The organism is Imperialibacter sp. EC-SDR9, from assembly GCF_902498805.1.
In the GTDB taxonomy this organism is placed as follows: domain Bacteria; phylum Bacteroidota; class Bacteroidia; order Cytophagales; family Cyclobacteriaceae; genus Imperialibacter.
In genome coordinates, this window is record NZ_LR701575.1 from 297,073 (window position 1) to 320,945 (window position 23,873).

A 23,873-nucleotide genomic window follows, 5' to 3' on the forward strand; every position below is an offset into this window, starting at 1 on the left:
ATGAAAAGGCTAGTATTGCTATCGGTCTTGTACCTGATTACTGAATATTGCCATGCTCAGCAGGATGCCCTCATGGGCACGTATCAGCTCAATCAGCTTTTCTTCAACCCTTCTTATGCGGGTGTAAACGATATCACCAGCTTCGATGTGCATTATCGCAGCCAATGGGGCAACTTGAAAGGAGCCCCGAGAACCATGCTGTTTTCAGGTACCACCTCCCTAGTCGATAATCAGGTAGGGCTTGGTGTTTCTGTACAACACGACAATATTGGAGTCATTGAAAAAACTGATATCAACCTGGGTCTGGCTTACAAAATAAAGCTCGACAGCACCTACAGCGTGTCGTTCGGACTCCAGGGAGGAGTGAATGCGCTTAACTACAACTTTGGCAAGTTGAATGCCGATGATCCCTCTGATGAGGACTTCATCTTTAGTGGGCAGTCTTATTCGAAACCCAATTTCGGTACTGGCATTTTCCTCTCCTCTAAAAACTTTTACCTGGGATTGTCAGCGCCGAGGCTGCTGAAGGTAACAGACAACCTGGACGGTGGCAACAGCCAACGATACAGTCGCCAGCTGTATGTTTCCAGTGGACTGGTCATCGACAAAGTACAAGCGGTAAAGCTAAAAGCATGGACGCTCGTGCGCTATAGTGCCGACACTCCCCTCTCCTTTGATCTTGGAGCCAGCGTACTGATGCTGGATGCAGTGTGGGCTGGTCTCTACACCAGAAGCTTCAACACAGTAGGCTTGAATGTTTTCTTTATGGCTGAAGGAGGCATCAGGCTGGGCTATTCAGGAGAACTGGCCACCAACAGCTTGGCACCCACTAGCTTCAGCACTCATGAAATTACCCTGGGCTATGACCTCAGTCTGTTTGCTAAGCAGGTGCCGAAGGTGAGGTATTATTAGCCTTCCAAAACGGGAGTTCTGATCTGCATAGAAAAAGAACTAACTACCTGTAAATCACTCAAAAAGCTACATCTTCTTTCTCAAACTGAACAGAGTCTCTAAACATGCAAGAGCTGGGTCAAATCTTCGCTCCGAGCTTTTGTTGTATTTTTACAAAAAAATATAATGCCAATTAGTGGAATTGCGTATATTCATCCTTGTGTATACGCCTACTCCATTTCGGAGATTTTTTTAACAAAAGCTCAAGTCTGCTGACCCATAGTATACCTTGGACTTCGTGTAATTTTAAATATCTACTGGGGTATCTTTTCTGGTAACACTAGTAATCAGGATTTATTAACGATGAACAACAGACTATCGGGTACGATTTTTTCAAAGGTCTTCCTTTTACTGACCCTAATCTATGGTATGACAATCGCCGGATGTAAGTTGCAAAACACTGGTGCTTCTGAAACCACAGAAAAAGATGGCGGTGGAAGTAGCACCACAAGCCCTTATGCATTAACAATTCAACAGAGTGACAATACGTCTATCCAAATATTGGGTAAAGGCAACAGGCAAAACCCTTATACCGAAACCATTGACGGCTATACCATCCTGAGAAACGAATCAAAAATATATGAATACGCTGTACCCGGATCGGACGGTAAACTTGAACTAAGTGGCGTGAAAGCCAACGATCCTGATCAAAGAAAGCCAGAAGAAGTCCAGTTTTTAAAAAGGATTGACACACATTTAAGAAACCAGTTGCACTAATATTATCATTATGAGAACCAGCTTTAAACTGATTTTTTTACTCGCAACATTTTTTGTCTCACAGCTCCGTGCGCAGTCAGGTTTGGATCCTTCAAACTGTCCGGCGTCCCCCTACGCCGTGGAAATCACGCAACCCGACAACTCTAAGCTGCGGGTAGTCGGCAAAGGCAATATGGCCAACCACCACACGGAAACGGAGGATGGTTATACAGTAGTCAAAAACGCAAGGGGCATTTATGAATATGCAGAGATAAAAGAAGGAAGACTGGCACCATCTGGCACAAAAGCTTCAAACCCATCAGGCCGGGACGCTTCTTCCAAGTCATTTCTGAACAGTCAGCCCAAACACTTACGAGACGCAATAAGCAGATCTGCTTCAAGCAACTCTCCCATGAATGTCAATCAAAGTAACTCGCCAGGCATCGAGTACGCCTTCCCTACCGCAGGAACAAGAAAGGTGCTGGTGATCCTCATCAAATACCCTGACCTGGCCAACACCTACACCGTTACAGACTTCGATGACATGATGAACGAAGTCAATTACAATACTACTGGCAGTTTCAGAGACTATTTTTTAAAGGTTTCGGGTAATGAGCTGGATGTAGATGCAGACGTCTTTGGATGGTATGAAGCTGAGAATAGCCATGACTACTATGGTGAAGAAAACAACGACGACAATTTGGCTAGAGAACTGGTTGGAGAAGCCATAGACGCAGCTGAGGTTGCCGGTGTAGATTTCTCAGTTTATGACAATGACAGTGACGGATTTGTAGACGGCGTTATCATAGTGCACGCTGGCCCCGGTGCTGAGGAAGGTAGTCAAACGGAATATATCTGGAGCCACAGGTGGAATTTAGGCTATACTTATATTCCAGAAGCCAATTATTATAGAGAATACGATGGTGTTGTCCTGAATGACTACATGATCAACCCCGAAATTCGCCAAACCACCAACATGGTGGGTATAGGCGTTTTTTGTCATGAGTTTGGTCATGGGCTGGGCCTTCCCGATTTGTATGATATTGACGACTCCAATGGAGATTCGGAAGGCATTGGTAACTGGGGACTGATGGCAGGTGCAGGTTGGCTTAACAATGAAAGAACACCGGGTTTTATGTGCGCCTGGTCACGGGCAAAATTGGAGTGGGTCACTCCCACCATAATCGAGAGTGGCGACTATTCGCTTGATCCCTCAGTCAGCAGCACTACAGTTTACAAGATCGCCACCAACGACCCCAAAGAATACTTCTTGCTTGAAAACCGTCAAAAAACTGGCCAGGACACTTACATACCCGGAGAAGGACTTGCTATTTGGCACATCGATGACAATAAAACCACCAACGGTGACGAAACCCACAAACTAGTAGACCTGGAAGAGGCAGATGGACTAAATGGATTGGACAATGGAACCAACCGGGGAGATGCTGGCGACCTCTATCCTGGCACAAGCAGCAATACGCTGTTCGACGATTCTTCTAACCCTAATTCAAAGCTGTATATTGGGAGCAACAGTAATATCCAGATTTCGAGCATAGTGGAGGATGGCCTCGGCATATCCTTCACCCTTTTGCAAGGCGATATCCCAAATCCATGCGAAGATGCTATCGAAATAGCTGACACTGGCAGCGGGAATGCAAAAGCTTTTACAGGTGGTGGCGAAGGAGATTGGGATCTTGGCGTATGCGAGAGTACAGCTCCAGGCATTGAGCAAATCTACAGCTTCACAGCTCCTTCCACCGGTCTATACAGCTTAGAAGTAACGTCAACCAGTGGTACGGTAGCCTATGCCTGGAGTGCAACTTGCGGCTTTGCAGGTTGGAGCTGCATCGGAGAGATCAACTCAACCGGAACATACGGCAGCCTAGCTTTTACCGAAGGTGAAACATACTACCTACTCCTTGATGACGAAGACGACGGCACTGGAAGCACCCATGAATTTTATATAAACGAACCAATCACTCCGTGTGACAATATTACGGCGATTGCCGGAATGGGGTCGGAGAATAGTCAGACATATACAGGAGAAGGATCCGGTTTGTGGAATACCGAATTTTGCGAATACTCTACACCCGGAACGGAACATATTTACAGCTTCACACCATCCGAAACGGGCTTCTATAGCCTGGTGGTAACATCTGCGACAGACTGGGCCGACTACGGATGGAGTACCAGTTGTGACGCAGAGGGGTGGAATTGTATCGGAGATATCAATAGCGCTGGAACCTATGGCTTGATAGAGTGGACTGAAAGTGAAACATACTATATTTTAGTCGACGCTGAAGATATCACATCAATTGCACATGAATTTCACATCGAAGGCCCCGTCGGTGGCGGTACTGTTTGTGAAAACGTGATTGCAATATCTGGCACAGGAGAATCAAACGCTCAAAGCTATTCTGGAGCTGGGACAGGGCAATGGAGTACCAGTTTTTGTGGGTTCTCTACCCCTGGCATTGAACAAGTTTACAGTTTTACGCCAAGTGCTTCTGGTTCCTACAGCGTCGTCATCACGTCAGCCAATGGTTGGGTTGACTATGCCTGGGGTGTAAGTTGCAGTATTGCCGGCTGGGACTGTATAGATGATATTGAAGACCCTGGCACATACGGGGAACGGTCTTTGACTGAAGGCGTCACTTATTACCTATTGCTTGATAGCGAAAGCGACGTTTTAGGCACCCATGAATTCTTCATAAGCGATCCTGTTATCGGCCCGTGCGATGAGGTGATTGAAATTACCGGCACGGGAGTAGGGAATTCGATAACCTTCGAAGGTGGAGGCAGTGGACAATGGAGTAACAACTTTTGTGGCTATCCAACACCCGGTGACGAGCAAGTGTATAGCTTTTTAGCGCCGTATACTGGCGACTACTCAATAACTCTTGCGTCAGGGGTAAGTTATGTCGACTATGCCTGGAGCACGGCTTGCAGTTCTGGCAGCTGGACTTGTATTGGCGATGTCGATACTCCGGACACATTTGGCTCCCTATCATGGACGCAGGGCACTACATACTACCTCTTGCTAGATGATGAAAATAGCACGCCAAGCAATCACACATTTTATATCAATATACCCGAAGGTGAAGGCAGTGCGGAAATTGAAGTCACTCCTACCGCACTGACGCAAACGCTAACAGAAGGAAGTTCGGGGTCTAAAGAATTTACTATCCAGAACACGGGTGATGGCGAGCTTACTTTTTCCATCGCACCTGAAGAGGATTGGACGAGTGTTGACCCCATTTCCGGAACCGTTGATGCCGGCGAATCAGCTATGATTACTGTCACCTTTGATGCAACAGCGCTAACTCCCGACACTTACTCATCAGACATTACTATCAGCAGCAATGATGATGATGAGGCGGAAACCGTGGTTACGACGTCACTGACTGTCGAGGAGCTCATCGAATACACTATTTCGCTTGCAGCTAATCCTGAAGAAGGTGGAGACGTAATAGGAGCGGGTGTGTATGAAAAAGATGAGAGCGTAGAAGTGAGTGCGACAGCAGCGGACGGATATGCTTTCCTCAATTGGACTGAAGGAGCAACAGAAGTCTCGGATAACGCTGTTTATAGCTTTACCGCCACCGGAGACAGGTCGCTTGTCGCCAACTTTGAAGAAGTGATCAGTATCGCTGCAACTGCTAGCCCCGCAGCGGGAGGCGCTGTAACGGGACAGGGAGATTTTAGCCCTGGAGCAGCGGTTAACCTGACAGCCACAGCCTCTGAAGGTTACAACTTCGTCAACTGGACAGAAGGCGGAACAGAAATATCGACCGAAGCGACATTAAGCTTCACTGCTTCAGTTGACAGAACCCTGGTCGCCAATTTCCAGATACAGTCTTTCGTCATAATGGCCATTGGCGACATTGCCGAAGACGTAAGTGTGACCGGGGGCGGCACTTATGATTATGGAGAAACAGTTTCTCTGCTCGCAATTCCAGGCATCGGGTATGATTTTATCAACTGGACGGAAGACGGCGAGGTGGTGTCTGAGCTTACCTCGATGAGCTTTCTCGCCAAAAAGGACAGAGACCTGGTTGCCCATTTTCTGCCACAAGCCTACGAAATTCAGGCCACCCCTAATATTGCAGGTGCCGGTGAGATAAAGGGAGCAGGAACCTATAGTTATCTGGAAGCCGCTGAGGTAACGGCCACTCCTTCTGCCGGATATAGTTTTGTCAATTGGACAGAAAATGGACAAGCACGGTCGAGTAATGTTACTTATGGCTTTACTGTATTGGGAAATAGAACCCTTGTGGCAAATTTTGAATTACAATCATTTGCAATCACAACGATTTCCAACCCAGTTGAGGGTGGTTCCACGACAGGAGCTGGCAACTACGCCTATGGAAGTTCTGTTTCAGTGGTCGCAATGCCAGAAGCCGGGTACAACTTTATCAACTGGACTGAAAGCGGTTCGGACGTATCGACAGCCCTTACCTACACATTTGACATCGAACAAGCCAGAAACCTTGTGGCCAATTTTGAGCTCAAGTCTTTCGATATCACAGCCTCGGCAAGCCCTTCAGAGGGAGGCTCTACAGAAGGTGCAGGTGCTTATGATTTTGGCACCACGGCTACTTTAACAGCCGTGCCGGGGGCAAGCTACGAATTCATCAACTGGACAGAAGGAGGTACGGAAGTGACAACTGACCCAGCACTTAGCTTCACAGTGACTGAAAACAGATCACTTGTGGCCAATTTTGAATTCAATCAATTCCTTTCCGTAAACTGGGAGGGCGAATTGGCTACAGTCTACCCCAATCCGGTTAAAGACTACCTAACCGTTGAAATGGATGATTTTGTACAGGCCGTGGTTTTCGAGTTGACCGGAAAAGAAATTCACAGGTCAACATCAAAAAGCCTAGATCTGAGAGATTTGCAGCCCGGCATGTACCTAATCAAGCTGGAGGATTCGGATCACAGGCAAACGTCGTTTAGGATAATAAAGGACTGATATTGAGATGTTTAAGAACCATTATTTTTAAATAAATGGAGGAGCCCAATCAAACCTACTACCCCACCCTCAAGCAATCATTTGGGTTGATAGGTCTCCTCCTGCTTTTTTCCCTGGCCGGAGCTATTCCAATGATCATTATCAAAGGAATGCATTTGAACAACGATGTTTATGAGCAGGTAGCCCAACTGGCTATGTATGTGATTTCGTTTGCTCTTGTTATCGAATTGGCCTGGAAAAAGATTCGGAAACAAGGGCTTTGGGATCCAACTCCTAAACGGCAAATGGTGGGCATGGAAATAATTGCAGTACTGCTGACAATGACGATTGCCACGATCATCATTGTCGATCCGATTATAGAACTTATTCCCATGCCGGAATACTTCAAACGGCTTTTCGAAGAGCTTATGAAGCCGGATCTGACTAGCTTTCTCACATTAGTTGTCGCTGCGCCTATTCTCGAAGAGCTTCTTTTCAGAGGCGTTATACTTGAAGGACTTCTTAAAAACTACAGCCCCCAAAAGGCCGTCATCTGGTCGGCACTTATTTTTGGAATTGCCCACTTCAACCCCTGGCAGGCAATTGGCGCAACAGCGACAGGCGTCTTGATCGGTTGGGCCTATGTTAGGACAAACTCTTTGATCCCCGGCCTCATCATACACTTTTTCAACAATCTACTAGCCTTCTGTCTGATGGTCTTCATTGGCAGTGACATGGAGGACATGACATTGCCTAATTTGATTGGCAATAATTTGCTGTACGTCGGCATATTTGCTCTGGCAGTGGCAGCACTGTTCGTGGGCCACCGTTTGATAGAGCGGTGGAGTGAGAAAGAAGCTTGAACCCCCGAGCTGTGAGGATTTCCCTGGTTACAACCCGTATTCTGGCATCCGCCAGTTATTCCCTCAATACCACAGTTTTCATTCATCTTCGCTTATACACCAATTCATATAGAGCTATTTTGCAGAAACAGAGGCCATTTGTCTTCATCACCGCATGAAGACTTCGTACCTTCTTGGCTTCGCTGCAAAAGACCGTTTCCATGCCGCAAGTGATCTGGACTTTGTGATTCAATTTCCCCCGGGCCTTGAGCTATTTTCGCCTGGACATGGCACTGAATTATTCTTTGCCATTCTTATTTATCTTTGTCTGGGCACCAAGAGAGGCTACACTAGAAATCATCAATCATCCGAAACTCAAACAATGAAAGATCAGGTGAAAGACATCAAATACATCAGACATGACAGCCTGCTGGCTTGGGGGCAGACCTGTCTTGAAAAGCTAGGCGTACAAGAGAACGACGCCCATTTTTTATCCGAAAGTCTTGTTCAGACCAGCTTATGGGGCATCGATTCTCATGGGATTGCTCGGCTTCCGCATTATTTGGCCCGTTTGCAAGCTGCCTCTATCAAACCTGCGCCTAACATTAAGATAGAAAACGCTGGCACATGCATTGCCAATATTGACGGAGACCATGGACTGGGGATTGTGGTTACAGGTAGGGCCACCAAAGAGGCAATAAGACTGGCCAAAGAAAATGGTGTTGGCATTGCCGGCATCAGGGAATCTTCACACTGCGGAGCCATTGGGATTTACGGAAGAATGATCGCCAATGAGGGGTTGATTGGTATCGTTTTCACACATACCGATTCTCTTGCCGCACCTCATAGGGGATATCAAAAGTTTCTGGGAACTAACCCCATCTGCATCAGCGTGCCCAATGCAGACGGTCCGCCGCTGTGTCTCGACATGGCCACCACCATCATTCCCTACAATGCCGTATTGAATGCCAGAAGGGAAAACGGCAAAATTCCTGAAGGAGTGGCTTTTGACAAAGAAGGAGCACCAACCGAAGACCCTCATTCAGTGGCCTCCCTGGCGCCGGTTGGCATGCACAAAGGCTATGCGCTTTCATTTATGATTGATTTACTTTGCGGGCCCCTGAATGGCATGGCATGGGGCCCCAATATATCGAACATGTACCGAGACCTTACAGAAAGAAGACACCTCGGTTCTTTGGTGATAGCCATTGATCCCCAGCGCTTTTTCGGTGGCATCACCTTTCCAACATCAGTGGCAGAAATGGCCAGGGCAGCCCGTGAGCAGACGCCAAGAGACCCCGAGCAACCAGTACTGGCTCCAGGAGATGATCATTATGCAAAAGAAAAGCTTCGTCGCAAGCATGGCATACCCATAGAGCCAGGTTTGTGGGAGCAAATGAATGAGCTGAGCGTTAAGTTCGGCGCTGCATTGCCCGAAAACGTGGACGGCACTGAAAATTAATGTAGGAAGAGGAAACGAGACTTTAGCTGGTACTATGGATCAATCTGTATTCCTGGGGATTGAATGATTGGTGTGTGGCTAAATAAAAAGCAAAACTGGTTCAATGCGTCTCGCTTGGACCTTTTGCTTTTTTATAGCCACTCGGGATATTGCAGTTAAAAGTTAATCCCCCAGATTTTCCGCTTAATCCGTTACTATGATCCTGGCAGATTGGGTATGACTCGCCTGCCGCAAGGGTCTCCCTTGTGGCCATCTTCAGTCTGGCGTCCGCCTGCCAGGCTTTCAGTAAAATCCGCTAATGCTCTAACAGATCACCAATGGCGTGAATAGCGAGACGCTTGAACTAGTCCGAAAAACGACCAAAGACTACAAAAGTTCCCTACCTGCCGCAAGGGTCTCCCTTGTGGCGATCTTCAGTCTGGCGTCCACCCGAAGTATTAGTCTCCCTACCTCACCCCCATCTCCTCATACACTATCGTATGGATCGTTGGTCGCACAGCCAGGTCGTAGATGGCCGTGCTGTTTCTGGTTGGGTACACACGGTTGGACAGGAACACATACATAAAATCATACTCAGGATCAAGCCACACGAATGTGCCTGTGTAGCCCGAATGTCCAAAGCTGGACGGAGATGCCTGGCGGGCGACGCTGCTGCTTCTCTTATTGTATTCAATCAACGGCTTGTCGAAGCCTATGGCCCGGCGGTTGCCCTCCTCGCAAAACTGGCAAACAGAAAACTTCTCCAGCGTCTGAGGCGAAATATAGCGCTCCCCGCCGTACGTACCCTCATTCAGGTACATCTGCCACATGGCTGCCAGGTCGTAGGAACGAGCGAAAAGTCCGGCGTGGCCCGACACACCGTCAAGCATGGCGGCGCCTTCGTCGTGCACCACCCCATGCAGCTGCGTCATGCGGAAGTAGTTATCGTTCTCAGTAGGAATGATCCGGTCAAGGGAATACTTTCTTCCCGCATTGTAGCCCAGTGTTGTCCCTCCTATTCTGTCATAAAAATTCGCATTCAGGTATTCCTGAAAGTCAGTGCCAGTCAGCGTTTTTACGATATCCGGATATAGATAAAAACTCATATCGGAATACACATAACCAGGCTCAGGATTGAGTTTCGACTTTTTGATCTTCTTCAGCAGTGTGTGCTTGTAGTCTTTGTACTCGTATAGATTGTCGGTCAGCTTGATCGGGTAGTCAGCAGAAGGCGTTAGCGACAATGTATGGCGCTTGTAGCTGCTGTCCTTCTTGTAAGCCGACTGATAGAAAGGAATCCATGACTTAAGCCTTGCCTGGTGGCTAAGGATATCAATGAACTCCAGTTTGGCCTTGTTTGACCAGCCGAAGTACGGATAGTAGTCTTTAAGTCTGGCATTTAGGTCAAACTTATTCTCGTCATGAAGCTTCATGATCGCAGCCAAAGCGGCTGTAATCTTCGTAAGAGAAGCCAGGTCGTAGATATCGGTTTTCTTCACATCCAGCAAACTGTCGTAGGTGTGAAAACCGTAAGTCTTATGGAAGAATACTTTCCCCTCTTTGGCCAGCATCACTTGTCCTCCCGGAAAGGCTTTTTTCTCAATAGCCAGTGTCATGGCGCTGTCAATGCGGGTTTCAAGGGTTTGGCTATTAATGCCCAGCTCTTCGGGCAAGGTAAACTTGAATCGAACGCCTCCCTCCGTTGTCAATCCGTAACCGGCAGGCCAGCGGTCGTTCACCGTTACTGGCAAGTGCCCTTTGGCTCCAATGCCTCCGAAAATAAGCTGCGCAGCCATGTCTCCGGCTATTGCGTGCTCCTGATAGGTCGTAAACACCGCATCAGCTTCTGCAATCCAGTCGAGTTTGGAAAGCGTATAAGGATTCCTCATGGCCGCTACCACGGTTGCTTTGCCTTCGACAAGCTCTTTCACGAACGCCTGCACGTTGGCTGACATCCCTTCCCTGTTATTAGCTCTGAGCCCTGAGTGCAAGCCAATGAGCACCATGTTGTAGCTGCTCAGGCTATCTCTCACTGCCTCTATTTGTGCCGGGGTGGCCTCATTGGGCAATATCAGATGAGGCATTTCGGTATAGTCATTCAGTCGTTGCTGGAAAGGAGAAAGTGCCTCCACTCCTACGCTAAGGCTTGCCAGCTTCAATGTATCGAGTCGCTTCAGAGGCAACAGATCGTTCTTGTTTTCCAAAAGGGTAACAGACTCCTCAAACAGCCTTCGGTTCAGCAATTCGTCGTTGGGCTGATGCAGGTCTTCGAAAACGTACTCATTGCTCAACGGATTCCAGCGGGTCATTCCTGTCACATATTTGCCCATTAAAATCTTTTTCACACTCTCTGCCAAACGTTGCTCTGTGATCTCTTTCTTCGTCACTGCCGCTTTCAGGTACTCAAAGGCAACATCCACGTCCTCTGCAAACTCCAGCGCATCGTTGCCTGCCAGAAAAGCCTTTTTCTCAAGCTCGCCAGAGGCATGATACTTCGTCACACCCTTCATATTGAGGGCATCTGTGTAAATGATTCCCTTGTAACCCAACTTGTTTTTCAGCAAGTCCGTTACCACTGGCTTCGATAGTGTAGTCGGCAAATTGGGCGTGTCGTCCAACGTCGGAATTGACATGTGCGCCACCATAATACCCGACACATTGGCCTCAATTAGCTTTTTAAAAGGGTAAAGTTCCACACTGTCAAGCCTTTGCATATCGTGCTTAACAACAGGCAGGTCGTAGTGAGAATCCGTACCTGTGTCGCCATGGCCGGGAAAATGCTTTGCCGAGGCCAACACCCCCTGGCTTTCGAGGCCCCTCACATAGGCCAATCCTCTTTGGGCCACCTCTTCCCTGTTCTCGCCAAAAGAACGGTAATTGATCACCGGATTGTTAGGATTGTTGTTCACATCCACGACCGGTGCAAAATTGACATATGTTCCCACTCGTTTCAGCTGTCGTGCAATCGCCTGCCCCATTTGCTCGATCAAGGTAACGTCTTCGATAGCACCCAGGGTCATCTGGTAAGGAAACGACATCGTGCTGTCGAGCCGCATGCCTATACCCCACTCCGCATCCATAGCGATGGACAAAGGAAGTTTGGCTTCTTTCTGTAGTTTGTTGATCAGGTTGATCTGCCTGACAGGTCCCCCCTGAAAAACCACTAAACCTCCGACATGCCGCTCTTTAATCAGCCGGATCAACTCCTGCGTATGGGCTTCGTCCCGGTTGGAATACGCAGCAATCATAAGCAGCTGCCCTATTTTTTCATCCAGCGTAAGTGTGGCATAGGTCGAATCTACCCAGGCTTTAGCTTGCGCTACTTCGTTGAGTTGCTCGAAGGGCCGGGGCATGGGTGCCTGGGCAGCGACCGGAGTAAAACGGAAAAGGATAAGACATAAGAAAAAGGTAGCTCGCAGGTAGATTTTAAACATCATCAATCAGGTTTACTGAAAATATAAATTTAGAGAAGTCAGCCGGTGACAAAAAACCTATGGCTAAATCTTCTTAACCCCCAGTCCGGGCTTGTCGGTCAAACTCATCATACCGTCTTTGATAGTGAAGCCGCCTGACACCACATCCTTGGCGAGATCGAGGCTTCCGTCGAGGTCGATATATTTGGTATGAGGACACGAAAAAGCCACATGCAGCCCGGCAGCAATGCTGATTATGCTTTCGTCGTTGCAACCCCACATCAGGTCAATGCCTGCGTACTTCGCTATGGTGGCAATTTCCCTGGCGGGCTGAATGCCGCCACATTTCATCAGCTTGATATTGTAGATACCCGCAGCCTTGGGATTGTTGGCCAGGCTAAAAGCATCAGCCGGTCCCACCAGTGATTCATCGGCAGCTACCAGGTTCTTTACATAATCAGGAAACTTGCGGTACTCAGCAATGGCCGATTGCTTCAGGGGTTGCTCTATCAGCTCAATGTCAAGATCCTTTGTGGCGCTGACAAACTCAATGGTTTCGTCAAAATTCCACCCCTGGTTGGCATCTATCCGGATCATAGCTTTGTTGCCAATGTGTTTGCGCAGGGCAATTGTCCGCTCTATGTCCTCCTCGATAGTCTTCCCCAGCTTGACTTTCAAAATTTTGAAACCGTTTTTGATAAAGTCATCTGCTTCTTTGTGAGTCTCCTCAATACTCATAATCCCAATGGTAACCGAAGTAGCCATCGATTTGTGGTGAACACCCAGAAAGTGAACCAATGGTACACCCAGCGACTGGGCAAAAAGATCGTGAAATGCTACATCCAGGGCCACCCTGGCGCCAGCGCTGGCAGCGAAATGGGTATGAATGCCATTTAGCAATTCGTAAAAACATGAGATATCTGCCGTTTTCAGGAAAGTCAGGTCAGCCGACACAAGTGTTTTGTAGCATTCTGCAACATCCTCGTTCACAACATATTTGCTGGGATTGGCCACACCCAACCCCACCATACCGTTGTCTGCTATCAATTCCACAATAACGTTTTCTACTGAGTCAACAGTTTTGTAGGAGATGGAATAGGGCTTGGCCAGTTCCAGGTTTTCCTTTCGGATACTAATTTCCTTTATTCGCATTCTTTCGTTTGATCAACTCTCTGATTGGTCCTAAAATATCGTCTACCCCTCGTTCCACTGGCAACGCCACCGGAATGCCGAGCTTCTGCTCATATTCCTCTTTGTGGCGCAGGGCCTGATCAATGGTAAGTCCTCTAGTGTTGAGGGTCACTCCAATAACTTCCTTGCCATACATTTTGATCAATGCAATATCCTCCGTGATCGGGGGGATTTTCGCATCGAGGTATTCGAAGCCATCGTAGTGAATTCTGGCGGGGGCATGTTGCAAAATTACGCCATCCACATCGCCTGACAACAGGAATTCCGCACCGCAGGGCCCGCTTATGTTGCGCAACGCAGCCTGGCCCTCAATCACCATCAGGTCTGGATTCAGGTCTCTGTCACAGGTTACGAGCGCATTTTCCAGCTCACCAGACACATAGTCGTTGTAAGTCGAGTCCAGGATAAAGCCGTACTTCCAGCCTTGCATCCACCCCGTTTGCCCTGTGTAAATCATTTCTGAAACCATACCCTCCTTACGGATGGCTTCCACAATAAATTTGGAAGTGGTTCTTTTCCCAAGGCCGCAGTCGGTACCCATTACTGCAATTTTGGTTGACTTTACTTTGTATATGTCACCCGTCCAGAACTTCAGGTATTTCCGTTCCCTTGGCTGCCTGATATCGTGTATTGTTACGCCTTTTTCCTTTGCAAGCGTAGCCAGCCTTTCGTTGTCGTTGAGAAATGAATGCAAGCCACTTACGACGTCCATGCCATTTTCCATTGCTGTCACCACATCTTCTTCCATTGATTTGGGCAGCTGACCTCCTTTTGGAGCCACGCCCACAACGCAATTTTCTGCCTTTCCGCCTGCGAGTAAAAAGTCTTTAACGGTCTTATAAATAGGAATTCCTCTTTCCCTGCCGTCCAGCACGGTACCCGCATCCTGGCCGAAAAACACCGGATCGATGACAGCGAGGATATCATATCTTACAGATCCCCTAATAAGCCCATGGGCAGTTTTGGCCGACTTCGTATCGAAGCTGCCATTGGACAATACGATTGATTTTAATTGCATTTTACTATAAATAGAAGATAGGTTTTTGATTGTTCAATATAATAGGTGTCAATTGTGTTTTGTAAGCAGGTAATGACTTCGAAAAATCAGCTAGCGAAGATTCGATATATTGCCAAACTTAGCAAGCACCAATTTTACTAAAATTCCACACTCTTCGTTCATAAATTAGAATTTTTCACTGAAGCATTATTTATTCGGGTCATGGTAAGGATAGCTGCTATAAAAACCATATGAAAAGAAAAAGTACAGAGTCGCCTATATACAAGTCGAAGCCCCTTGACTACCTGTGGTTTACATTAATTGCGATGCTTGTGATAAGCCAGTTTTCCTGCTCGCCACAACTTGTGATCAGCAAAAAAATGGTGCTGAAACAAATGGTTAAGAAGTCGCCAGATTTCGCCGATCATTTTACCGGCTTCGCTCTCTACGACCCCGAAACGAAAACCTACCTGGCTGAGCAGCACAGCGATAAGTATTTCACTCCTGCCTCCAACACCAAACTATTCACCTACTACTCCGGCCTCAGGTTGCTCGGCGATTCCATCCCAGCCTTGAAGTATGCCGAAGCCAACGATACGCTTTTCTTTACCGGCACCGGCGATCCTACTTTTCTGCATCCCGACTTCGAGTATCAACCGGCGTTTGACTTGCTATCAGACACCACCAAAGCACTGATTTGGCAGCCCGAGAACTACAAAGATCCTGTTTTTGGACCCGGATGGTCGTGGGACGACTACCTGTATTACTATCAGCCAGAAAGAGCAGGCCTTCCTATTTACGGCAACTTCGTGAGGTTTAGCATGCTTCCGGGAGACACGACGCCGAAGGTAAACCCTCCCTTCTTCCAACAGTTTGTGGAAGCGAGACCTTTCGAAAAGCAAAGAACATTGGTAGAAAGAGACCTTAGCTACAACTCTTACCTGTTTTTCACACCAGAAAAACTGGATACAGTAGAGAGAGACGTGCCTTTCAAGTACTCATTTTCGCTGGGAAGGGAGCTGCTCCAGGACACCTTAAAGAAGCCTGTCGTCTTTGGTTACAAGCCGGATAGTTTAGCATGGAAAACCCTCAAAGGCTATCCCTCGCAAAAAGTGTATCAGGCCATGCTTTGGCCAAGCGACAACTTTATTGCGGAACAGATTCTGGTGATGTGCTCTTCCGGGTTTGGGGATACACTTAGCGGCAACAATGCCTTGTGGTTTGTAAAGAACAAATACCTCAGCAATTTGCCGGATGCACCTATCTGGTATGATGGCTCTGGGCTATCGAGATACAATATGTTCACGCCACGAAGCCTGGTGGCCTTGCTGGATGAAACTTCTACGCTAGTTGAACAAAAGGAGTTATTCAGGACGCTGGCTATTGGTGGCCAGGCTGGCACCATACGCCGCTGGTATGCCGGTGATGCGGAGCCTTACGTTTTCGCTAAAACAGGCACCTTAAGCGGCGTGCACTCACTCAGTGGGTTTATTAAAACCAACTCAGGAAAGGTGCTGATCTTTAGCTTTATGCACAACAACTACCCCGGGTTCACCAACCCTATAAGAGAGCAAATGCAGGAAGTGCTGGAGTTTATAAGGGACAAGTATTGAGGAATTTGAGATTTCTGATTTGAAATTATGCGAACCATTAATTTCAAATCAGAAATCTCAAATCAAAATCTTCGTGGTTATTCAGTCTCGTATTCTTCCAAAATACCACCGGTAAGGCGCATTAGCTCTACTTCCGATTCTACCAGGTTATACTTGGTCTGAAGTTCACTCAGCGCTGACCGCAAATAGTTCAATTGTAAGTCACGGAAGTCGAAAGAGCTGATCGTCCCATTACGATAACGATCCTCACCCAGTGTCAAATTAAACTCAGCAGTTTGTCTGTTTTCAATGGCAATCTGATACAGCCGAGCCCGCAGGCGATAAAACTCCAGCGTATTGATTAGGTTGTTCTTGAGGCTTTGCTTCAATTCATCAACCCGTATAGCAGCGATCTGCTCATTGACCCTGGCATTCTCTATCTGTCTGCGTATTCTGCCCCCATTGAATATCGTAAAGCTGAGAGTAAAGTTGGCGTTGTAGTTTGTGTTGCCTGATTTGATTCCAGCCTCACCGACATTCCCGTTTAGAAAAGTGGCCTTGGTTAGGTTCTGTACTTGGTTATTGTCAGACCCGCCCAAAGTCATTGATATACTAGGATACATCGCCGACCTGGCAATGCCAATGTCTCTTTTGAAAATCTCTTGATTGATGTACTGATTCTTTAGGTTGCTGTTGTTCGCCACCATTCTTGCATACAGCTCATCCAGCGTAAATGGCTGGATTTGCACCGTCAGTGAATCGGTCAAATCGTAACTGGTTTCCACATCAATACCCAGCAGCAGATTCAGGTTTCTTAAGGCGTTCTGCACATTATAGAGTTGGGTGATATAATTGGATGAGTCGGTTAGATAAGCGCTTTTGTCCTGAAGAATATCAAATGTAACGGCGCTTCCCAGTTCTCCCTTGAGTTTGCTATAGTTATATTTGTCCTTAGATAGCTGAAGGCTACGCTCGAAAATACTCAATTGTTCTTCCTGAAGACGGACTGTATAATAGGCCTCTACAATTCCCTGTATGCTGTTTTCAATCACAATGGTCGCATTCCCCACACTTTGCTGCTGTAAAAATTCCAGCCTTTCCTTAGTGATTTGAACATTGAAGCCGTTGAAAAGTGTCCAGTTAAGTGATAATGAAGGCTGTAGGTTTCTCGATTGAATGGCTCCCTGCACAAAGGAGGTTGGGTTATTGATTTCAGTTCTGCTAAATCCCTGTGAAAGATTGAAAGTTAGAGACGGATACAAACCAGCTTGCCCCCATGAGTTGTTACGGGTGGCAATATCAATATTTTGCTTTTCAATCTTTATTGAGAAGTTATTGTCCAGGCCGGTGGCAATCGCCTCCGAAAGCGATAGCTCGGTTATTTTTGTTTCTTCGGTCTGGGCATAAGAGTTCAGGATGACCAAGGCCATCCCGAACGTTAAGAGTATTTTCTTCATTACAATTGTTAGATCAATGATTAGTTAAGGGCATAGCCCTTTTTCATTTCTTTCACCGCCGGCTCTACCTCTTCCTTATTTGGCTTCTCTCCACCGAATAGCAACCACTTGGAGTACACCCTGATATCGTTCATCACCATGAGAAACACCGGGAAGAAGAAAAGGATAAACAGCGTTCCCAGTGCTACACCATAAGCAATAGAAATGGCCATTGGAATCAGGAACTGGGCCTGGAAGCTTGTCTCAAGAATGATAGGGTAAAGCCCCGCTACGGTTGTTGCCGATGTTAGAACAATAGGTCTGAATCTACTAATTCCAGCATCAATCACTGCATCGTGCATATTCATGCCCTCTTTGAGGTTACGGTTAAATTGATCCACCATCACCACAGCATCGTTGATAATTACACCCGACAATGCCAGCATGCCATAGGCGCTCAGAATAGAAACCGTTTTGTCTTCAATCCAGTGACCGAATATGGCACAAATAAAGCCGAGTGGTATGAGCGAGAAAATCATGAACGGTTGCAGATAAGATCGGGTAGTTAGCATAAGCAACAAAAGAGTTGCTATCAAGCACAACCCAAAGATTACCGCTCCCGAATCAAGCTCTCTCGATGCCCGACGCTGTTGACCTTCGAAAGAGTATTCCAGCGAGGGATGCCTTGCCATGATGGGTGGCATAATATCAGCTGTAATCTTTTCTATCAGCGGCGGCATCGAGGTGTTGTTGTTGGCCAAATCGGCCTCTACCCTCACCTCCCGCTTTCCGTTGAAGCGGTTGATACTCAACACCCCTCTCTCCACTTCATAGGTGGCAAGCTGTGACAGCGGATACTCAGAACCATTAGCAGCTCTGATCTTCATCGATTCAAGCTGGCTGACGTTTACCCGATCCTCTTCCGGGTAGCGCACCCATACTCTCACCTCGTCGGTGCCTATAATCAGTCGTTGCACTTCTTCGCCAAAGAAGCCCTGACGTATCTGCTGCGTAATATCCTGATGATTCAAGCCCATGAAATAAGCCAATGGCTTTAGTTCAAGCTTTATTTCCCGCTGACCTATCGCAGAATTGTCGGTAATATCCTTTAGCAGATCAATCCTTCTCAGGCTTTCCTTGAGCTCGGTTTTTGCCTCCTCTATTTCGTCAATATACTTGCCTTTCAGCGCTATGGAAACAGGCTTGCCCCATCGCTGGGCAGCTCCTACTGTAAAGTTCTCAGCCTCCGGGATAGGGCCAATTTTTTTCCTAATTCGGTTAGCAACCTCAAACGCTGAAATGTTTTTACCCTCCAGGTCTTCAAAATTAACCCCTACATATCCCACATGGCTGCCGCTGCTCGTTCTGCTTGCGCCGCTGCCAATTATGATGTCCACTGACGAGAAAAACGGTTCGGTTAAGCCCGCCTCCTTCTTCATTTCTTCATGCACTTCCCATACCTGATCCTGAAATCTTCTCAGGTAGTCTTCGGTAATGTTTTCTCGGGTACCTGGTTTGAGCATAAGATCCACCTGCAAATCGTCAAAAGGGGTTCTCGGAAAAAACTCGAACCTTATCAAACCGCCTTGTGACATCCCCACTACCATCATCACAAACACCAATGGCCCCATCATTGCAATCCAACGCCATTGAACCAAAAACTTAATGGAATTTCCGTACAGCCTGAAACGAACAAAGTCAATGCCTTTCTCCATTGTTGTCCTGAACCGGTCATACAATGTGTCCGGCTTTCTCTTTGACAAAATGGCTTTGGAGGCCAGGTGAGAAGGCAGGATTAAGAAAGCTTCTACCAGCGAAAAGCCAAGGCAGGCAATTACCACCACCGCCATTTCGTAGCTAAACCCACCATTATCCAGGAAAATCAGCGTTACGAAAGCCAACATAGTCGTGGCCACCGAGGTAAACACTGAAGGCATCATTTCCAACGTGCCATCTACCGCCGCCTGTTCGGGCGTCTTTCCTTTTTCAAAATGGGTATATATGTTTTCGGAGATAACAATACCGTCGTCCACGAGTATCCCAACTACCAGAAGCATTCCAAATAGTGACAGCATGTTAATAGTGATGCCGGCAATGCTGCCAACTACAAACATGGCCAGAAAAGAAATCGGGATGCCTGCAGCCACCCAAAACGAAAGTCTCAATGACAGGAATAGCCCTAGCGTGATCATCACCAAAACGAGGCCAAGAACAAAGTTGCTCGTCAATAGGTCTATTCGTTGCTCAAGTATTGAGTAGAAATCAAAGTTTGTGAACAGAGTTACACCCTGATTCTGGGCGTTGAAATCTGCCACGTACTTATCCAGATACTCAGAAATAGCGAGAAGATCCTCTTCAGGCAACTTACTTACCGAGATATTGACAGCCCTCACATTATTGCTATAATACTTGTTAGGGATGTCAGCAAAACCTAGCGTAACAGTACCAATGTCTTTGAGCAGCACCCGGGTGCCATCGGCATTAGCCTTCAAAACGATATTCCCAATCACTTCGGGGTCATAGTCTTTGGCATTGGCCCGTATCCTTATTTCCTCTTCAGAGGTTTTGATGGTACCGCCCGACACGTCACGGTTGTTTACACGGACCGCATTGGCTACCTGGGTAAACGTGATGCCATAGCGAGAAAGGTTCTCCTCCGGCACCTCTATTGATATTTCCAGGTCAGGAAAACCAGACACTCTTACCTGTGTAATCAGCCCCGACTTAAGAAGGTCGTCCTCAATTTTCTCTGCAATTATTTTAAGTTCCCTTAATGGCACATCGCCTTTGAGGCCCAGGAAAGAGGCCATGCTGGTGGACTGCTGCTTGAAAACCGTGGGCTTTTCAGCACCTACCGGAAAGGAATTGATCCTGTCAACTGCGTTTTTTACTTCGGTGAGAACTTCGTCAAGTTCATAGTTGGTTGATGTTTCAATGGTGATGGACGCCGAGTTCTCGCTCGACACGGATCTCACCTCCACAATACCAACGATTCCCTTGAGGGCCTCCTCGATTTTAATAGTAATACCCTCCTCCATTTCCTCAGGAGCCGCACCAGGATATGCAACCGACACAGTAATCATGTTCGGCGTTCTCTCAGGGAAGAACGACTTCTTCATGGTCAGGAAGCTAGCCAACCCCAGAAGAAATACTGCAAACAGTATTACGTTAGCCCAAATTGGATACCTAATAAAGAATGATAAAATTGCTCTCATATCCTCTGGATTATTTAATGATTTCCACTTTCATTTTCTCAAATGCATTCAGCGGAGCTTCGGTCACTAGCGAATCTCCTTCCTTCAGTCCGGTAATCAGATAAGTATTTTGATTGTTTTTGATCACTGAAACACTTCTGCTACCCAATTGTCCATTGTTATACACAAAGACTTCTCCTTTGTTTCTCACCACCCCTCTCGGCACCTCTATGGCGTTATCAACCATTTTCCCCGGAATCACAACCTTCAAATACAGCCCGTCATACAATGCCTGTTTCTGGTTGTTTTCCACCGACACATACACATGGAATGTCTGTGTGGTAGGATCGATATAGTCTGTCATTCTGATCACTCTTCCTGTAAGTGAGTTTGACTCATCTTCACCCTTGATCACCTTCACCCGCTTGCCAAGCTCTACAAACTGAATGTCCTTGGCTTCAATGGGCACTTTAATTTCGAAGGCGTCAGTGCGGAGGATTCGACCGATGTTGGATCCTGGGTTTACATAAGTGCCGGGCTCTATATTAACTACGGAAATACTGCCGTTGTAAGGAGCAATCATATGGTATTTTCTCAGGTTCTCTTCAAGTCCCCGAATAGAATAGAATTCACTCAAAATATTCTTGGTGGCCAAAAAAGTCTTCTCCTTGACGTCTGTTATTTCAGGAAGCTCAGGAAGCGGACTATCTGTTTTTATGTTCGCAAAGTAGGTTTGCCATGCCGGAAAGCTGCTGGCGTAGTCCACTTTAAGGTCAGGCAAAATAGAGGCGATGAGGTTAAGGAAGCTACTTTTTCTCGCCTGGAGATTCAGCCTTGTTTCCACGTCATTTACCCTCACAAGCAGTTGACCTTTCTTAAAGTTCTGCCCTTCTTTCAGTGGCACGTCCCCCATTATCAACCTTCCGCCAACTTCGGCCAACAAATCGATGGGCTGCGAAGAACCTACCCTGCCATAGGCTTCGACTTCCGTTTCAACGTTCTGGAAAGCCACTTCTCTCACTTTCACATAGTTGACAACCTCGGGGGCTTCCTTTTCAGGGGGTAGTTCCTTTTTTGCTGCCAGAAAGCTATAAAGGCCAATGGAGCCAGTCACCATTAACACGACAACCAGAAACGCAATGAGTTTTCTTCTTAAAGACATAGAAATTTATAGGTCAAAATGATTTTACTTACGTATGTGAAGGCCTTCTAATGCCAAACAATGGATTCAATCTTTACAATAGGCTCTATTCTCAAATAAACCCGCTCAGAGTGGGCTTTGTTTTCTGCTGTGGATTAATGAAAGCAATACGCCGGCAGGCTGCAGCGCACTGTCTATCGGACGCAAAAAGCTTGCAAAGGTTGTTCAAAATACGGATAATTTTCCGGGTTTCGGACGATTGGCTAAATTATCAGGAAGTTCTACCAAATTTCATAGAAGAGTGGAAGCTGCCGGCGGAACTACCGGCTAATTGGCGGCTACAACTGTTGATATAACCTCTGCAAATAACTAAATTGAACGAGGCTCAAAGGTACAATCCACGGTCAAACTTTCGAATAATGGTTGACAAAGAGAAAATTCTGACGCTTCACCCCCAGGGTAAAAAGGGTGTCAATATCATGAAACATAAATATGATGTGATTTATGCTTTCATAGCCAAGAAGTTGAAAGACGGAAAACCCAGGACGTTTGAAAGTCTTGCAGACCAGGCAGTGAACGAGTTGACAGCCTCATTCGATGGAAAAGTGTTGTGGTATTTCGTTACCGTTAAGCTGGATATGGAGGCCAGAGGAATTATTGAACGAGTTCCCAAGACCAGCCCCCATCAGATTCAGCTAAAAAGCTAACATTATATCTTCCCAAACCTTTCAAAAGCCTTCCGCTCCAATGCCTCCCTATGGTCGGGATGGGCTATATCGATAAGCAAACGAGCTCTTTGATGCAGTGTTTTGCCATATAAATAGGCTACGCCCCATTCCGTTACAATGTAGTGCACGTGAGCCCGGGTGGTCACTACGCCTGCACCTTCTTTGAGAAATGGCACAATCTTACTTTCACCTCTCCCGGTCACCGATGGCAACGCTATTATTGGCTTTCCTCCTTTTGAATAGGATGCTCCCCTGATAAAATCCATTTGCCCACCTACCCCGGAGTAATGTAGGGTGCCAATGGAGTCGGCGCAAACCTGACCAGTGATATCAATCTCGATGGCCGAGTTGATTGATGTTACCTTGGGGTTGCGACGGATTGTAGCAACATCGTTAACAAAAGCGACATCGTAAAGATTGACCGAGGGGTTGTTGTCGATAAAATCATAGGTAAGCTTGCTGCCCATTACAAAGGTCGACACAATCTTGCCTCTGTTAATGGCCTTCATACTACCGTCGATCACACCCGATTCTACCAGTGGCACCACGCCATCGGAGAACATTTCGGTGTGGATGCCTAAATGTTTGTGGTTGGTAAGCTGCGAAAGTACTGCGTTGGGAATGGCTCCAATGCCCATTTGAAGCGTTGCACCATCTTCTACCATACCTGCGATGTGCTGACCTATCTTTTTCTCCACTTCACTAATAGGAGGCGAAGGCACTTCATGTATTGGCACTTTTCCGTCTACCAAATAGTGAAATTTGCTCACCGGTAAACAGCTGTCTCCGAAAGTGCGTGGCATTAGTGGATTCACCTGCGCAATCACAACTTTGGCCGTTTCGATAGCCGCCAGGGTGGCATCAACAGACACGCCGAGTGAACAATAGCCGTGTTTGTCAGGTGGGGTAACCGAAACAAGCGCCACATCAATCGGGAGAATTTTCTCTCTGAAAAGCCTTGGAATCTCACTTAAAAATATCGGTATGTAGTCGGCCCTGTGCTCCTGCGTAGCTTTGCGCACATTGGCACCCACAAAAAGTGAATGAACATGAAAGTTGCTGGCATATTCAGGTTTTGCATAGTCAGCCGGCCCTTCGGTGTGCAGGTGCATAATTTCCACATTTCTTAGCTCGGGCGCTTTCGCCACCAGGGCGTCTATCAGTATCTTGGGTGCCGCAGCCACACTATGAACAAAAACCCGGTCATTAGACTTTACAACCTTCAGCGCTTCCTCGGCACTCACAACTTTCCTTTCCATGATTGAGATGATTTATGTTGGCACAAAAGTATTACCCA

General features: G+C 47.0%; 14 protein-coding genes. 7 read left to right on the plus strand and 7 right to left on the minus strand.

Annotation, left to right across the window (positions count from 1 at the left end; all coding sequences use genetic code 11):
- The 5 genes from GC130_RS04145 to GC130_RS04165 all read left to right on the plus strand — a co-directional run bounded on the left by GC130_RS04145 (position 1) and on the right by GC130_RS04165 (position 8,905).
- Positions 1-912, plus strand: a complete 912-nt coding sequence (locus tag GC130_RS04145; protein ID WP_151996993.1) for a PorP/SprF family type IX secretion system membrane protein — start codon at positions 1-3, stop codon at positions 910-912.
- Positions 913-1,254: 342 nt separating this feature from the next.
- Positions 1,255-1,668 carry a hypothetical protein gene (locus GC130_RS04150; RefSeq protein WP_151996994.1) on the plus strand — a complete coding sequence of 138 codons (414 nt, stop codon included), beginning with the start codon at positions 1,255-1,257 and terminating at the stop codon, positions 1,666-1,668.
- A 10-nt stretch (positions 1,669-1,678) separates the two neighbouring features.
- Positions 1,679-6,622, plus strand: coding sequence for a M6 family metalloprotease domain-containing protein (locus GC130_RS04155; protein WP_151996995.1), 4,944 nt, complete (start codon positions 1,679-1,681; stop codon positions 6,620-6,622).
- A gap of 35 nt (positions 6,623-6,657) precedes the next feature.
- A complete protein-coding gene (locus GC130_RS04160) occupies positions 6,658-7,464 on the plus strand; it encodes a CPBP family intramembrane glutamic endopeptidase (RefSeq protein WP_151996996.1) in 807 nt (268 codons plus the stop codon).
- Between the two features lie 154 nt (positions 7,465-7,618).
- A complete protein-coding gene (locus GC130_RS04165) occupies positions 7,619-8,905 on the plus strand; it encodes an Ldh family oxidoreductase (protein ID WP_201568305.1) in 1,287 nt (428 codons plus the stop codon).
- Between the two features lie 446 nt (positions 8,906-9,351).
- On the opposite strand, the gene GC130_RS04170 is transcribed toward GC130_RS04165, so the two are convergent.
- From GC130_RS04170 to GC130_RS04180, 3 genes are read right to left on the minus strand one after another with little or no spacing between them, the layout of a single operon-like run.
- On the minus strand, positions 9,352-12,321 hold the full coding sequence (locus GC130_RS04170; protein ID WP_226940376.1) for a glycoside hydrolase family 3 N-terminal domain-containing protein: 2,970 nt from the start codon (positions 12,319-12,321) through the stop codon (positions 9,352-9,354).
- 60 nt (positions 12,322-12,381) lie between these two features.
- The gene (locus tag GC130_RS04175) at positions 12,382-13,449 is read right to left on the minus strand and encodes a mandelate racemase/muconate lactonizing enzyme family protein (protein WP_151996997.1); all 1,068 of its coding nucleotides are present in this window, start codon (positions 13,447-13,449) and stop codon (positions 12,382-12,384) included.
- The gene (locus GC130_RS04180) at positions 13,430-14,506 is read right to left on the minus strand and encodes a DUF1611 domain-containing protein (protein ID WP_151996998.1); all 1,077 of its coding nucleotides are present in this window, start codon (positions 14,504-14,506) and stop codon (positions 13,430-13,432) included. Before GC130_RS04180 ends, GC130_RS04175 begins: the two co-directional genes overlap by 20 nt.
- Before the next feature lie 230 nt (positions 14,507-14,736).
- Here GC130_RS04180 and GC130_RS04185 point away from each other — a divergent pair, with 230 nt between their 5' ends.
- Positions 14,737-16,098 carry a D-alanyl-D-alanine carboxypeptidase/D-alanyl-D-alanine-endopeptidase gene (locus GC130_RS04185; RefSeq protein ID WP_151996999.1) on the plus strand — a complete coding sequence of 454 codons (1,362 nt, stop codon included), beginning with the start codon at positions 14,737-14,739 and terminating at the stop codon, positions 16,096-16,098.
- Positions 16,099-16,175: 77 nt separating this feature from the next.
- On the opposite strand, the gene GC130_RS04190 is transcribed toward GC130_RS04185, so the two are convergent.
- Genes GC130_RS04190 through GC130_RS04200 form a run of 3 tightly spaced genes read right to left on the minus strand, consistent with a single transcriptional unit; the run spans position 16,176 to position 21,869 of the window.
- Complete coding sequence (locus GC130_RS04190) at positions 16,176-17,534, minus strand: TolC family protein (RefSeq protein ID WP_151997000.1); 1,359 nt, start codon at positions 17,532-17,534, stop codon at positions 16,176-16,178.
- 20 nt (positions 17,535-17,554) lie between these two features.
- The gene (locus GC130_RS04195; protein ID WP_151997001.1) at positions 17,555-20,728 is read right to left on the minus strand and encodes an efflux RND transporter permease subunit; all 3,174 of its coding nucleotides are present in this window, start codon (positions 20,726-20,728) and stop codon (positions 17,555-17,557) included.
- Between the two features lie 10 nt (positions 20,729-20,738).
- Positions 20,739-21,869, minus strand: coding sequence for an efflux RND transporter periplasmic adaptor subunit (locus tag GC130_RS04200; protein WP_151997002.1), 1,131 nt, complete (start codon positions 21,867-21,869; stop codon positions 20,739-20,741).
- 398 nt (positions 21,870-22,267) lie between these two features.
- Between GC130_RS04200 and GC130_RS04205 the strand changes: the two genes are divergently transcribed.
- Positions 22,268-22,555: a hypothetical protein gene (locus GC130_RS04205; RefSeq protein WP_151997003.1), complete on the plus strand. Its 288-nt coding sequence runs from the start codon at positions 22,268-22,270 to the stop codon at positions 22,553-22,555.
- A 2-nt stretch (positions 22,556-22,557) separates the two neighbouring features.
- On the opposite strand, the gene GC130_RS04210 is transcribed toward GC130_RS04205, so the two are convergent.
- On the minus strand, positions 22,558-23,835 hold the full coding sequence (locus GC130_RS04210; RefSeq protein ID WP_151997004.1) for an acetyl-CoA hydrolase/transferase family protein: 1,278 nt from the start codon (positions 23,833-23,835) through the stop codon (positions 22,558-22,560).
- Positions 23,836-23,873: the final 38 nt, after the last annotated feature.

What these genes read in the sequence shown, in the direction of transcription:
- GC130_RS04145 (WP_151996993.1), top strand. Translation starts at nt 1, where the DNA reads ATGAAAAGGCTAGTATTGCTATCGGTCTTGTACCTGATTACTGAATAT.
- GC130_RS04150 (WP_151996994.1), top strand. Translation starts at nt 1,255, where the DNA reads ATGAACAACAGACTATCGGGTACGATTTTTTCAAAGGTCTTCCTTTTA.
- GC130_RS04155 (WP_151996995.1), top strand. Translation starts at nt 1,679, where the DNA reads ATGAGAACCAGCTTTAAACTGATTTTTTTACTCGCAACATTTTTTGTC.
- GC130_RS04160 (WP_151996996.1), top strand. Translation starts at nt 6,658, where the DNA reads ATGGAGGAGCCCAATCAAACCTACTACCCCACCCTCAAGCAATCATTT.
- GC130_RS04165 (WP_201568305.1), top strand. Translation starts at nt 7,619, where the DNA reads ATGAAGACTTCGTACCTTCTTGGCTTCGCTGCAAAAGACCGTTTCCAT.
- GC130_RS04170 (WP_226940376.1), bottom strand. Translation starts at nt 12,321, where the DNA reads ATGATGTTTAAAATCTACCTGCGAGCTACCTTTTTCTTATGTCTTATC.
- GC130_RS04175 (WP_151996997.1), bottom strand. Translation starts at nt 13,449, where the DNA reads ATGCGAATAAAGGAAATTAGTATCCGAAAGGAAAACCTGGAACTGGCC.
- GC130_RS04180 (WP_151996998.1), bottom strand. Translation starts at nt 14,506, where the DNA reads ATGCAATTAAAATCAATCGTATTGTCCAATGGCAGCTTCGATACGAAG.
- GC130_RS04185 (WP_151996999.1), top strand. Translation starts at nt 14,737, where the DNA reads ATGAAAAGAAAAAGTACAGAGTCGCCTATATACAAGTCGAAGCCCCTT.
- GC130_RS04190 (WP_151997000.1), bottom strand. Translation starts at nt 17,534, where the DNA reads ATGAAGAAAATACTCTTAACGTTCGGGATGGCCTTGGTCATCCTGAAC.
- GC130_RS04195 (WP_151997001.1), bottom strand. Translation starts at nt 20,728, where the DNA reads ATGAGAGCAATTTTATCATTCTTTATTAGGTATCCAATTTGGGCTAAC.
- GC130_RS04200 (WP_151997002.1), bottom strand. Translation starts at nt 21,869, where the DNA reads ATGTCTTTAAGAAGAAAACTCATTGCGTTTCTGGTTGTCGTGTTAATG.
- GC130_RS04205 (WP_151997003.1), top strand. Translation starts at nt 22,268, where the DNA reads ATGGTTGACAAAGAGAAAATTCTGACGCTTCACCCCCAGGGTAAAAAG.
- GC130_RS04210 (WP_151997004.1), bottom strand. Translation starts at nt 23,835, where the DNA reads ATGGAAAGGAAAGTTGTGAGTGCCGAGGAAGCGCTGAAGGTTGTAAAG.